The organism is Streptomyces sp. NPDC005962, assembly GCF_040629205.1.
Lineage (GTDB): Bacteria > Actinomycetota > Actinomycetes > Streptomycetales > Streptomycetaceae > Streptomyces.
On the sequence record NZ_JBEXVE010000032.1, the window covers coordinates 100,654 to 113,491 of the forward strand.

Here is a 12,838-nt window from a genome sequence, read left to right on the forward strand (position 1 = left end):
CGTTCTGCGGCGGTGTAGAGGGTGATCACGTACTCCGATTCGCGATGGTATGGCCGTCCCGCGTGACGGTGTACTCGACAGGGGGCATCCTGCGTGCGCAGTGTTTCGACGAACTGGTCGGACTCGGCCAGTTCGACGCGGGCGTCGCCGGCGCCGTGCACCACCATCAATGGTGTGCGGATACGGTCGACGCGGCTGATCGGGGAGCGGGCAAGCGTGTCGGCATCCTGCTCCGGGTTGGCCGGGTCGCCGACATGGGTGAACCAGTTGTAGGCGAGCATCGGTTTGACGGAGCCGGGCCAGCTGCGCATGAAGTTGGCCAGGTCGGAGACGTCGATGACGGCGGCGAAGACGTCCGGGGCGAAAGTGGCGCCGGTCAGTGACGCGTATTCGCCGTAGGAGCCGCCCGTGATCGCCAGGCGCTCCAGGTCGGTGTGTCCCTGGTCGACCGTCCACTGCATGCCGTCGATGAGGTCGTCGTGCATCTTGTCGGAGAACCCCCCGATGCCGACCAAGCGCGCCTCCCTGTCATCGGGTAAAGCTCGGTGATGCGCGCATCCGGCCGGACGGGGCCATCCCGGCGAGCCTTGCCTCACCGCAAACGGTTGATCGATCGGCGGTGAATGCGTGGCCCAGATCACACGCGCGAGGGGTAGTCGAGATCTGTCACTAAGTGTCAGGCTTGCATTTAGTGACGCACTGGTGAGGTCGCTCACGGTGAACTCGTCAGCACCTTCCATGCAGGGGGAGCCTCAGTCAGTGCTTTAACGGAACGCGGCCTTTGTGTGTCGCGCCACATCAGTTTGAACTGATGGCGAGGGGTGTCAATAGTCACCCCGTCCTGTTTCCACGCATTCAAGGAGTCCACATGGATCTCACGCTTCCCCAGCAGATCTACCTGTGCGCCTACGCCTTCGAGAAGGGTAAGTTTCCGGCTACTCTTCTGCAGTTTCGCGGTCAGCGGCTGCGCGCTGCGGCCCTGGTCGAGTTGGTCCTTGCGGGACAGGCTGAGCCCGACGGACGCCACGTTCGCCCACTTGGAGACCTGCCACCGACCGACCCGTTTCTCGCCTCTGTTTGGGAAGAGCTGCGTGCGAGGCCGAAGCGCTGGATTCCACTGGTGCACAACGCTGCGCACAAGGCGGAGAAGCCGGTCGAAGACCAGTTGGCGGCTGCTGGGATCATCGAAAAGAAGACCGGCCTCACCTTGAGCCTGCTTGGAGGGAGCAAGGTTGTCTTGCGGCGGGAAGAGGAGGCCCGAGCCGTGCAGCAAGCGTTGCGTACGCGGGTCACCACCACTCCCGACCCGTCCACTCTGCCCCTGGCGCAAGTGGCGCTGCCGGTGATCGCCCTGGAGAGCGACGCGACCATGGGGGTCGTACTGGACCGTTCCGAGCGTCGTAAGTACAAGCACACGCTAGAGGAACTCGCCAAGAAATTCGATCGAGAAATACCGGGCCTGCGCAAAGCCCTGTCAAACTCGGTGCTTTCCAGTCGGTCTGTCGGCGGCGGGTGGAGCTGACCAAGTCAAGCCTAAAAATGCGCGCGTCCTCAGAACGCGAGCCCAAAGGGACCGGATCAACACGTTGCTTCACGGCCTCTGCGCCGTTGGTGTGGTACGCGCATACCGGGCGAGGTTCGTGACCAACCAACTTGCCCTGAGATGCCGCGTGTTGTTCCCTCATCCGAATGAGTGGCAGCAGTGGCGGCGCTGGCCGCCGAGGCCCGGTTGCCGCCCCCTGCTCGGCGTGGAGGGGCATCGCCCGGCCACCCGCCACGGGTCCCCGCCCGTCCACGGATGAACCGCGGCGAGCTTTTCCACGTTGAGACGAGTGACACCAAGGACCGCACCCCCTCGGTCCCGCGCCACGCCACATTTCCTCCGCCGCCCTCGCCATGCTTCTGCTGCCCCACGGGCCGCCTGAACGGTGAGGACGAGTCAGCGGTGGCCCGCCCCACCTCTCTTCCAAGCCTTCAGGGTTCGTTCCCTGCTACCCGTCACCCCCGTTTCGGGGACACAGAAGACATGTACTTAATGGTGAATACTGGACAGAAGTTGAACGACTTCACCGCGCTCACGCCCTTGCCTTCGGGGCATACCGTTCACCTGCCGGACGGCGACCGCGAAGCCCCGGTGCCGGCCACGCCCCGACCGACCGCGGCCGGCGGTGCGGGCGCGTGAAATCCAAAATCGATCCGCTGACCGTCGCGGCGATGGCGGTCGCCGTGGTCGCCATCTCGGCCACCGCCCCTCTCACTGCCGCCGCCTCCGCCTCGCCGCTCGCCATGGCCTTCTGGCGCAACGCCTTGGGCTTCGTTACGCTCGGGCCGTTCCTGCTGATACTGCGCCGCCGCGAGGTGGTGCGTGTCGCACGCGGTGAACGCGGCCTGCTGCGCCGGGAGCAGTGGCGGCCCCTGGCCTACGGCTTCCTCGCGGCCACGTCGCTCGCCCTCCACTTCGCGGCTTTCATGACGAGCACGCGGATGACCACGGTCGCCATGTCCACGGCACTCGTGGCCACTCAGCCCGTCTGGCAGGCCCTCATCGCCGCGGGTCAGGGCGTCCGGGTCCCTCGCAGGACCTGGGCGGGTCTGACGCTCGCCGTGGTGGGAGCGGCCGCGGCCGCCGGTCTCGACATACAGTCCGGCGGCGCGGCACTGATGGGCGATCTACTCGCCCTCGCCGGGGCCGTGGCTCAGGCCGGATACACCGCCCTGAGTCAAAAGGCTCGCACAGATATCAGTACCCCCATGTATTCGACGGTCACCTCGCTGGTCTGCGGCCTGGAACTCCTCGCCGTCTGCTGGCTGGCCGACATCCCACTCACAGGATTCGATACATCCACCCACCTGTCGCTGCTCGGGCTGCTCATCCTCCCCCAGCTTCTGGGGCTCGGCTCAATGAACTTCGCCCTCGGCAGGGCATCGGCAACGACGATGAGTGTCCTCCTGCTGCTGGAGACTCCGGTGGCCGCTTTCGCCGCATGGTGGCTGATGGGGCAAGGTGTCGAGCCCACATCCATCCCCGGGCTCCTGCTGATCATCGTCGGCGTCACCGTCGTGGTAACGAGCGGCGACGGGGAACAAGCCGCGCCACAGCAAGGCAAACGCCGCAAGGGAACACCGCCGTATCCGGACCACGCCCCGTACACACCACAACTACCGTCGACGACCGGTGGATTCACCACCGGTGAGCGGGAACTGACCACGCCGCACCGAGCTTTCATGGCCGCCTGGCCGACGTCACCGGAACCCCAGCCTTTCGGGCACCATGCCAAACGGGATCCCAGAGTGGAATGGGCGGGACTCAGCAGGGACGAGAATCCGACGATCACGCTCACCTATCACGGCGCCGGGGCCTTCGACACCATGTATTCGGGCAGGCCGCAGGAGGAGTAAGAGCCTGATCGCCAAGTGCCACAGGCCGCTCAGCGGCCGTACTCCGTACTTCGGGTCACCCGTGCTCGCCACCGCGTGATGTACGGCCACGAGTCATGTAGGTGTGTGCCGTGCTGATGGAGATGCCGAAGCCGACCGCGATCTGGGCGAAGTGCCGTGTCGGCGCGGGCGTATCAGGCGCCGGCCAGGGCACGTTGATGCTGCTTGCAGCCGCGTACACCGTGATCGGGATAGACCTGCGCGACGCGGATATCGTCGCCGATCTCGGTAGGCCGGAAGGGCGCTCTGGAGAGGCTGCTGGGGTGCTGGACCAATCCGGAGGCCGGCTCGACGGAGCGGTCTTCGCCGCTGGGACCGGCTCCTCACCCGGGCCGGGTCGGCCATGGCTGATCGCGCAGATCAACCATCTGGGCACGGTGGAACCTTCTTACTGTGCGCTCCCGAAGCTATGCCGCAGCGACAAGTAACGGTACGTAATGGTGTGGCGAAGGGGGGGCGCCTGTTGGGGCTTGGGGATTTCGGGGTTCTTACAGAGCCGTGCCCTGTCTCAGGGCGACCGTTGTACGGAACAAGTCCGGGGCGAATCGCCTGGGCTTCGCGCTGATGCTGAAGTTCTTCGAGGCCGAGGCGCGTTTCCCGGGAACGCCGGGGGAGGTCCCGGCGGCGGCCGTGTCGTACGTGGCCCAGCAGGTGAAAGTTGGTGCGGAGCAGTGGAGTGCGTACGACTGGAAGGGCCGGGCCATCCAGCGGCACCGCACGGAGGTCCGGGAGGCGTACGGGTTCCGCGAGTGCACCAAGGAGGACCAGGCCCAGATTGCTGAGTGGCCGGCCGAGGAGCTGTGCCCGGTGGAACTCTCGCGCGAGCGGCTGGCGGAGGCGGTGGTGGCCCGCTGCCGCAATGAGTCGATAGAGCCTCCCACGCCCGGCCAGGTGGCGCGGGTGGTGGGCTCGGCGGTGAACACCTTCGAGAGCCGGTTTTGCGCGACCACCACCAGGCGGTTGTCTGCGGCGACGCGGTCGAGGCTGGACGATCTGGTTGCCGAGAACGACGGCGGGGACGGTGAGGAGAAGGCCAGTGTCGGCGGCGGGCAGACGTTCTTCACCGAGCTGATGGCGGACCCGGCCGGGCTGGGCCTGGAGTCGCTGCTGGGTGAGATCACCAAGCTGCGGCGGGTGCGGAAACTGCAGATGACGCCGAAGTTGTTCGCGGATGTGTCGGAGAAGCAGGTGGCCGCCTGGCGGGCCCGCGCGTCGAAGGAGTACCCCTCGGATCTGCGGGCGGCGAAGCCTCCCGTGCGTTACACGCTGCTGGCGACGTTGTGCCATGTGCGGCAGACGGAGATCACCGACACCCTGGTGGACTTGTTCATCCAGCTGGTGCAGAAGATCAATACGCGGGCGGGGAAGAAGGCCGAGGGCGAGTTCGTCAAGGAGCTCAAGCGGGTCCGCGGCAAGGAGAGGATGATGCTGCGGGTCGCTGAGGCGGCGCTCGCGGAGTCGGCGGGCACCGTGCGGCGGGTGATCTATCCGGTGGTCGGCGGGGAGAAGACCCTCAAGGCCCTGGCGGCCGAGGCCGCGGCGAACGAGGCCCGCTACAAGGCAAGAGGGCGTACCGTGCTGCGCTCGTCGTACTCCGGGCACTGGCGGCGGATGCTCAAGCCGCTGCTCAAGGCCCTGGAGTTGAAGAGCAACAACACCGTCTACCGGCCGGTGATGGGCGCGATCGACCTGCTCAAGCGGTATCTGGACCAGCCCATTTCGGAGGGCGCATACTTCGACAACGCGGAGAAGATCCCCCTCGACAAGGTCGTGCCGGACCAGTGGCGCAAGGCCGTGGTCGACGACCAGGACCGCGTCGAGCGCATCCCCTACGAGCTGTGCGTCCTGGTCTCGCTGCGGGACGCGCTGCGCCGCAGGGAGATATGGGTGGTGGGCGCGAACCGGTGCCCCACCGGCGTTCGATCTCCGTCTTCAGTGCGGTGAGGTTCTCCGGCTCTTCCTGCTTGCCCAGCGGGGACACCTTGATCCAGGGCTCGCCGCGCTTGGTGGTGATCTCCACCCCGCCCGTGGTGCCGAGTTCGAGCGCGGTATCGAAGCGGGTGAGCGCGGCGCGGAGCCTTTTCTCCAGGCCGTCGGTGAACGCTTTCGCGTCCAGCGACTGCTTGATGACGTCGTAACGCACGTCCCGGTTGTCCTCGAAGTCGGCGGCAGAAAGAGGCCGAGTTCGCCACGAACTTCACCGACGAGTTCGTGTCCGTGGCCACCCGGGAGGTCACGCCGAAGGCCGTGCTGCGCCGACGGCTCTTGTTGGTCCTTTTTGCGCTGGGCACCAACATGGGGATCAAGCGGGTCACCGTGACGGGCAAGCACGGCGAGTCCGAGGCGGCCCTGCGCCGGGTGCGGCACCTGTTCGTCAACCGCGCCAACATGCGCTCCGCGCTGGTGAGACTGGTCAACTCCACCTTCACCGCCCGCGACGAGCAGTGGTGGGGCGCCGGCACCGCCTGCGCGAGCGACAGCAAGAAGCTCGGCTCCCGGTCCAGCAACTTCATGACCGAGTGGCACCAGCGCTACCGCGGCCCGGGCGTCATGATCTATTGGCACGTCGAGCGGAAGTCGGTCTGTGTCGACAGCCAGTTGAAGTCCTGTTCCGCCTCGGAGGTGGCGGCGATGATCGAGGGAGTGCTGCGGCACTGCACCGAGATGGTCGTCGACCGGCAGTACACCGATACGCACGGCGCCTCCATCGTCGGGTTCGCCTTCGCCCACATGCTCGGCTTCAACCTGCTGCCGAGGCTGAAGAACGTCGGCTCCGCCCGCCTGTACCGACCGGCCACCAGAGAAGACGAGAGCTGGCCGCAGCTGGGGCCGGTGCTGTCGAAGAAGACGATCGACTGGAAGCTGATCCGTCAGCAGTACGACCAAATCGTCAAGTACACCACCGCCCTGCGCCTGGGCACCGCGGAGGCCGAGCAGGTCCTGCGGCGCTTCACCCGAGGCTGCCCCAAACACCCCACCTACCGGGCCATGACCGGAGAGCCCTGTCCCCGCTGTTCTGGACGCACGTGAATCCGTATGGCCGCTTCGAGCTGGACATGAACAACCGGCTTGCCCTCGCGCGGGCGCCCCGTGGTGCCTGGTCCGCGCACCGCCCCGGATCATCGGGCTCCTCGGCCGGCACCGGACCCTGCGGCCGGACCGGCATCCTGAAGGTCCGTGACCAGGCCGACGCCGCTCCTGGGCAGCCGGGTCGTTGGCCGGGCTCCCGGGCGGGGGCCGTCACTCTCCCTGCCCGGGAGCCCGGTGTGTGCGGGCCGTCTCAGGGCCTGGGCGGGGGCAGGCCGGGCAGCTGCGGGTGGCGCAAGGGCTGCCCCTGTCGTACACGTGCAGCGTGAAAGTCTCCGGCTGTGACCTTTAAGGGTTGGTGGTGTGGATACTCAGCCGATTTGACATGTCCTCGGTTGTGGTTCTGCCGGTGCGGGAGACGGGTTGTGGAACGGCCAGAGCTCCGTCGCATGGCCCTACCGTCAGGGGCGTGCGACGGCGCTCGTGGGTGAGGGGCACATGACGCCGATGACGAGGTTCTCGCGGGCGGCCTCGACGACTTCCTTGGTGACGGTGGTCATCTCGTTGATCTCCAGGACGCGTTCGATCTGGTCGACGAGGCGGATAGTCAGGCGGAAGTTGCCGTTGCTGATGCGGGTGATGGCTGCCACCGCCTCGGCGGCCACAAAGTCATCGGTGCTGCCCAGTCCCAGCTGGGGCCACTGACGGCCCAGGACGGAAGCCTGTTCCTCGATGGAGAGCGGGCTGACCTCGTTTTGCCTGTGCAGTGCGGGTCCGCAGCAGCTTCTTGTCCGGCTTGCCTGTGTCCGTCAGCGGCAGTTGTTCGGCGAAGGTGATGCGCGCCGGTTCGTACATGTCTCCGCGCTGTTTGCGGACCATGGCCCGCAGTTCGCCTGCGTCCACCTCGGCATCCGGGGCCCGCACCACCACCGCGTGCACCTGTTCCGTCCGGTCGCTGTCGTGCACGCCGAAGACCGCGCTCTGCAGTACCTGGGGGTGGGAGTTGAGGAGGTCCTCCAGTTCGGTGGTGTAGACGTGGCCGCCGACCACGACGATCATGTCCTTGATCCGGTCGACGATGGTCAAGTAGCCCTCGTTGTCCAGGAATCCGACGTCGCCGGTGTGCAGCCAGCCGTCCCGGAGTACCTCGGCTGTGAGTTCGGGCTGCTTCCAGTAGCCCTGCATGACGTGCTGGGAGCGGACGCAGATCTCGCCGTGTTCGCCGTGGGGCAGGTCGTGGCCGTCCGTGTCGCGGATGGCCACCTCGACGCCGTCGAGGACCCTGCCCGCGGAGCGCAGCCGTTCGGGGCGGTCCGGGTCGTGGTCCTGGGGCCCGAGGACGCTGATGCTGCCGGACTCGGTCTGGCCGTAGCCCTGCAGGAGGATGGGGCCGAAGCGGCGTATCGCATCGGCGATGCGGGCCGGGGACGCCTGGCAGCCGCCGTAGATCAGCTGACGCAGGCTTGAGGTATCGGTACGGCCCGCGTCCGGGTGATCCACGAGCCGGTACAGCAGCGGCGGCAGCAAGTAGAGGTGGGTGATGCGCTCGCGTTCGATCGCCGCGAGCACCTGGCCCGGGTCGAAGGCATCCAGCAGGACCACGGTGCCGCCTTCGGCCAGTAGGTGGTCAGCGATCAGCCCGGCACCGTGCGCGAGGGTGGTGGCCACCAACTGTCGGGGCAGGGCGGCCTCTTCCCCGCGGGGCGTGCGGGGCATCCGGCCGGCCCTCTCGAAGCTGGTGCAGATGCCCTTGGGGTGGCCGGTGGTGCCGCCGGTGTGGCGGATGGAACAGATGTCCCCGGGGCGGGCCAGGCCCGATATCGGCTCAGCGGACTCGGCGGCAGCCAGCTCCAGCAGGTCGGTGCCCAGCTTGCTGACGCCGAGCGTCAGGACGTGCGGCACCGGGGCCTGGGCGATGACCTCGGCGGCCTGCTCGGCGTAAGCGGGATCGACGATCAGCGCCTGGGTCTCCACGTCGCGCACGATGGCGGCCTGGGCGTCGGCGGAGAGCTTGTTGTAGAGGTGGTTGACCTGGCAGCCGACCAGGTTGGCGGCATAGCGGGCGGCCAGGGCCTCGGGGAGATTGCCGCTGAGCAGCGTCACGGTCTGCCCGCGCCCAAGGCCCTGGGCGCGCAGTGCGTGTGCCAACCGGTGGACCAGGCCGCGGAGTTGCCCGGCGGTGATCCGTCGGCCTTGGTGAACCAGCGCCTCGTGTGCGGGTGCGACCCCGAGCGAATCCAGGATGTCATCCACGAACGAGCGGAAAGGCAGGGAAGTTACGGACATATCAATTTCCTCCTGATGTGCGTTGTGCTGTTCTTGCGCACTCACCCGACACGACGGCGAGCAAGGCGGGCGAGTGGCTGTGCTGGTGCATCACATCCGTCACTGCTCTGCCTGGCGAAGACCGAAGAGTTCTTGGTTCTCGGCCCGGTACAGGGCTCGCGGGCCGGGTGCTCCAGGAATCGACGACCCGGGGCGGCGGGCTTGCTCGTGGTCTGCGCCGCCGAGGCCCCGAGGCCGACAGCGACGGTCGCCGCGACCGCGGTGGTGACAACGGCACCGGTGGTAACCGTGCGCCGGACGTTCGTTCTTGTCATTGCTTCCCTGATGATCTGTGAGCCCTGCCCACCCCCGGCGGGGGATGGGAGCAGCGGTCAGGCGGTGGTCCAGGTACGGAGAAGGCGGTCGAGGGCATCGATGGACCAGGTCCACGACTCGCCGGGATCGGGGCTGCTGTGGGCGTAGGATCCGGCGAGCTCCAGGTCGGTGAAGCCATGGAGGACGGCCCCGAGCAGGCGGACCGCATGGGTCTGCTCGGGCTCGGGCAGGCCGTAGCCGCGCAGGACGGCCCGCATCATCTGCGAGTGCCGCACCGCGGCGCTGGAGGCCGCGGTCTGCGAGTCGAGCTGGAAGCGGGAGGCTTGATACCGGCCCGGGTGCTGCCGGGCGTAGTCGCGGTACACGGCAGTGAGTGCGGCCAGGGCGTCCCTTCCGGAGCGCCCCGCCACCGCGTCGGCGGCCCGGTCGGCCATCTCCTCCAGGGCAAGCAGGCAGATACGGGTCTTCAGATCCTGCGCGTTCGCCACATGGGCGTACAGACTCTGGACCTTTACGCCGACATGCCGGGCGAGGGCCGACGGGGTCACCTGGCCGAAGCCGGTCTCGTCGGCCAGTTCGGCGCCGACCTGGGCCAGTGTGTCCAGGTTCAGTCCTGCTCGGGCCATGATGTGCTCCTCCGCTCTAACGAAGACCATCATGCAATTACCTGAAGCTTTCAGGCAAGTCTGTTCCCGGCTCCACTTCCGCACCGCCGACGCCACCGGGGCCGTCGACTCGCCCGAGGGGGCGCAGCCATCCAACCCGGCGGCACCATCCAGAGGTGGCCCCGGGTTCTCGTAGATGGCCAAATGAGAAACCGCCGCACCGGCCCCGCCCGGTGTCCGCTTTGTGTTGAAATGCCTTCTTGGGGCCACGTCACACCGGTAGCTTCTGAAGCGTGCCAGACGAGGAATTCGACGCCCCCACCGCCATCGAGCGCCACCCCTGCCCGACCTGTGACGTGCCCGCCGGATCGGCCTGCCGCACCGGCGCCGGGAAGACCGCGGTCAAGTACCACACCCGCCGCCTCCAGCTCGTGCCCCGCGTCGCCGAGGAACTCCACATCCTCACCCCGCCCGACCGCGGCCCCGGTAAACGCTGGGCCATCGGCCCGAGCCCGGCGCCGAAGCGAGCCCGCTGCTCGACCGCCACCCAGGAACTCCAGCCCCAGCTCGATGCATTGGAGTCGATCTGCTTCCAGGTGTTCCACGAGCAGGTCTCCACCCGCGTCAAGGTCTGGCCCGAGTACGAGAAGGCCGTCGCGATGGCCCGCCGCTTCCAGGAACGGCACCCGAACGTCCAAGTGATCCTGACCGTCCACGAGTTCCGCCGCCTCGGGCGCGGCACCGACCTCCTCGTCACCGTCGAGGACCTGCGCAAGGCCAGCATCGCCCTGGAGTTCCTCACCGGCCCCATCACCGGCCTGTGCGGCCCCGGCGACTGCCACGGCCAGGGCGCCATCCTCTTCGGCGTCCTGGCCGTACTGTCCGGCGCCGAACGCACCTATACCCGCGAACGCACCCTGGAAGGGCAGGGATCCGCCCGCAAGCGCGGGAGGACCGGCGGACGCCCGCCGTCGCTGGACGCCGGCCAGGCCGAGTACGCCCTCGCCCTGCCCGCCAAGGGCACCCCCATGAAGGAGATCCGGCAGAAGACCTTCATCACCCGGGGCAAGCACAAGGGCCAGCACCCCAGCCTGTCCACGCTGTACCGCACCCTCACCGAAGCCGCACAGGGCCTGCAGGTATGACCGCGCGCGGCGAAAGCGACGAACAGGCCGCCACGTACCGCGTCACCCTCCAATTCGGGAAGGGCGGCCCGTCCTTCAGCGGCTGGTGGACCAGCGGTATCCACGCACCACATCCCGCCGGGCGCAATCCTCAACACCCGGCATGGAGCAGAACGTCACTCTCGGCTACATGTCGCTTCGGCGTGGTTTCGGGGGCGCAGGGCCGACGGCTCCGCGGTCGGGGCCCTCGGAGCCGTACCTCCGGCTGAACCGTCGGCGCCGTAGTCCCGTTGTTGCTCGCCAGAGGGCACACCGAAGTCGGACAGGACCGGTCGGACCGGTCTGTCCTGGAATTGCATGAATAAATACGACATTTTAATTCATGAAGGCAAGGTAGGACACTATGCGCGCAGCCCGCTTCCGTGCATACGGCGGAGCGGAGAGCCTGGTGATCGAGCAGGCCCCCGACCCCCACCCCGGAGCTGGTGAGATCCGTGTCCGCGTCGCGGCGGCCAGCGTCAATCCCATCGACTGGGAGCTGCGCACCGGCGCGCTGCAGCGGCTTGTTTCCCTGGACCTGCCCGCCATTCCCGGGCGCGAGGCCGCCGGCGTGGTCGACGAAATCGGTGCCGGAGTGCGGGGCATGCGCATCGGCGACCGTGTCTTCGGGCTGGGCGGTGTCACCGGCGCAACTGCGGAGCTGGCCATCCTCTCGGCCTGGGCCCATGCTCCCGACACGTGGAACGATGAGCAGGCCGCGGGCGCCGGTCTGGTGTCCGTGACCGCGATGCGTGGACTGAACGCGCTCGGCTCCCTCACGGGGCGCACCCTTCTCGTCGAGGGGGCCGCCGGAGGCGTGGGGAGCGCCGCAGTCGAGATCGCTGTAGCACAAGGTGCCACCGTGATCGGGACAGCCGGCGAATCCAACCACGAGTTCCTCACCTCTCTCGGTGCCGTTCCCACCACCTACGGCCCCGGCCTCGCACAGCGCCTCACCACTCTCGCTCCGCACGGCGTCGACATCGCCCTCGACACCGCGGCCTCCGCCTCGCTGGACGACCTCGTCGCGATCACGGGCGACCCGACGCGCGTCGCGACGCTCGCCGACCCAGCAGGCGGGCAGCGCCTGGGCACGCATGTGGTATGGGCGGAGAACGACTCCACCCTCCTGTCCGCGGCCGCGGAACTGGGCCGGCAAGGCCGCTACACACCTCGTATCGAACAGACCTACCCCCTGGAGGGAATCGCCGACGCCCACGCGCACGCCGAGCGCGGACGCACACGCGGAAAGATCGTCATCCGCATCTGAAGTGGGGGCACGGCCCAGACGCGGTCGGCCCGCCACGGGATGACCCTGGTGGGCTGGCGCTGACTGCTCAGCGCTGGACGCCTGCCACGAGGGTGTTGATGCGGTTCTCGTACTCCCGGCGGGCCTTGCGCTGCGTTCGGCACGGTCGGGGCGCCCTGTGGGCCGCCGGGCGGCTGGCAGCGCACGGCGGGAGCGGCGGTGATGCGCAGCGCGTAGCCGACCTCGTCGTACGGCCACGCCCTGCTCGAGCGCGGCCCGCTCGGCGTCGTCCGGCTCGGTGGCGCGGAGGAATTCGGCGAGCTTGCCCGGCGTGGTCCTGGACCTCGACGCCACCCTCGACACCTGCCATTGGCGAGAGGAACAGGCAGCCGCCACCTGCAAAGGCGGCTTCGGCTTCCATCCACTGCTGCGCTTCCTGGGGCCACCGGCGAGGCCCCTTCCGGCCTGCTGCGGCCGGGCAACGCCGGCGCGAACACCACAAGCGACCACATCACCGCCCTGGACGCCGCCCTCGCACAGATCCCCGATGCCCACCGCCACGGCACCGACATCCTCATCCGCACCGACAGCGCCGGAGGGCCAAAGCGTTCCTGACCCACCTGCGAAACCTGCGCCAACAGGCCATCCAGACGCGTTTCTCCCTAGTACTGCAACGGTGCTTGTTCTGATTGCTGGGCAGTTTTCAGGGGCTGTGGCCACGCCGTTTGTAGTGACTGAGGCGAGCTTGGTGTTGG

Annotated in this window: 10 protein-coding genes and 2 pseudogenes; 8 read left to right on the plus strand and 4 right to left on the minus strand. The window is 67.9% G+C overall.

All coding sequences use genetic code 11. The features are described 5' to 3' along the window. Nucleotides 1–128 precede the first annotated feature (128 nt). Nucleotides 129–740 (minus strand): annotated as a pseudogene (locus ABZ370_RS36340) (prolyl oligopeptidase family serine peptidase); the annotation flags it as partial. Nucleotides 741–868: 128 nt separating this feature from the next. Here ABZ370_RS36340 and ABZ370_RS36345 point away from each other — a divergent pair. The 5 genes from ABZ370_RS36345 to ABZ370_RS36365 all read left to right on the plus strand — a co-directional run bounded on the left by ABZ370_RS36345 (nt 869) and on the right by ABZ370_RS36365 (nt 6,468). Beyond that, nucleotides 869–1,522: a GPP34 family phosphoprotein gene (locus tag ABZ370_RS36345; protein ID WP_358630159.1), complete on the plus strand. Its 654-nt coding sequence runs from the start codon at nt 869–871 to the stop codon at nt 1,520–1,522. Nucleotides 1,523–2,178: 656 nt separating this feature from the next. Beyond that, nucleotides 2,179–3,399, plus strand: coding sequence for a DMT family transporter (locus tag ABZ370_RS36350; protein ID WP_358630162.1), 1,221 nt, complete (start codon nt 2,179–2,181; stop codon nt 3,397–3,399). A 110-nt stretch (nt 3,400–3,509) separates the two neighbouring features. After that, the gene (locus ABZ370_RS36355) at nt 3,510–3,866 is read left to right on the plus strand and encodes a hypothetical protein (RefSeq protein WP_358630164.1); all 357 of its coding nucleotides are present in this window, start codon (nt 3,510–3,512) and stop codon (nt 3,864–3,866) included. Between the two features lie 70 nt (nt 3,867–3,936). After that, nucleotides 3,937–5,382, plus strand: a complete 1,446-nt coding sequence (locus ABZ370_RS36360; protein WP_358630167.1) for a DUF4158 domain-containing protein — start codon at nt 3,937–3,939, stop codon at nt 5,380–5,382. Nucleotides 5,383–5,649: 267 nt separating this feature from the next. After that, nucleotides 5,650–6,468, plus strand: coding sequence for a Tn3 family transposase (locus tag ABZ370_RS36365; protein ID WP_358630170.1), 819 nt, complete (start codon nt 5,650–5,652; stop codon nt 6,466–6,468). 458 nt (nt 6,469–6,926) lie between these two features. Here ABZ370_RS36365 and ABZ370_RS36370 read toward each other — a convergent pair whose 3' ends face one another. The 3 genes from ABZ370_RS36370 to ABZ370_RS36380 form a co-directional block, all read right to left on the minus strand. Continuing rightward, nucleotides 6,927–7,130 carry a hypothetical protein gene (locus ABZ370_RS36370; RefSeq protein ID WP_358630173.1) on the minus strand — a complete coding sequence of 68 codons (204 nt, stop codon included), beginning with the start codon at nt 7,128–7,130 and terminating at the stop codon, nt 6,927–6,929. 4 nt (nt 7,131–7,134) lie between these two features. After that, nucleotides 7,135–8,751 (minus strand): AMP-binding protein, encoded by a 1,617-nt coding sequence (locus ABZ370_RS36375; protein ID WP_358630176.1) that lies wholly within the window; start codon nt 8,749–8,751, stop codon nt 7,135–7,137. 371 nt (nt 8,752–9,122) lie between these two features. Beyond that, entirely contained in the window at nt 9,123–9,692 is a 570-nt protein-coding gene (locus ABZ370_RS36380) for a TetR-like C-terminal domain-containing protein (RefSeq protein ID WP_358630178.1), read from the minus strand. A gap of 272 nt (nt 9,693–9,964) precedes the next feature. Between ABZ370_RS36380 and ABZ370_RS36385 the strand changes: the two genes are divergently transcribed. The 3 genes and pseudogenes from ABZ370_RS36385 to ABZ370_RS36395 all read left to right on the plus strand — a co-directional run. Beyond that, a complete protein-coding gene (locus ABZ370_RS36385; protein WP_358630181.1) occupies nt 9,965–10,816 on the plus strand; it encodes a recombinase family protein in 852 nt (283 codons plus the stop codon). A gap of 382 nt (nt 10,817–11,198) precedes the next feature. Further along, nucleotides 11,199–12,104 (plus strand): NADP-dependent oxidoreductase, encoded by a 906-nt coding sequence (locus ABZ370_RS36390; protein ID WP_358630184.1) that lies wholly within the window; start codon nt 11,199–11,201, stop codon nt 12,102–12,104. Nucleotides 12,105–12,411: 307 nt separating this feature from the next. Continuing rightward, nucleotides 12,412–12,745 (plus strand): annotated as a pseudogene (locus tag ABZ370_RS36395) (transposase); the annotation flags it as partial. Between the last annotated feature and the right edge of the window lie 93 nt (nt 12,746–12,838).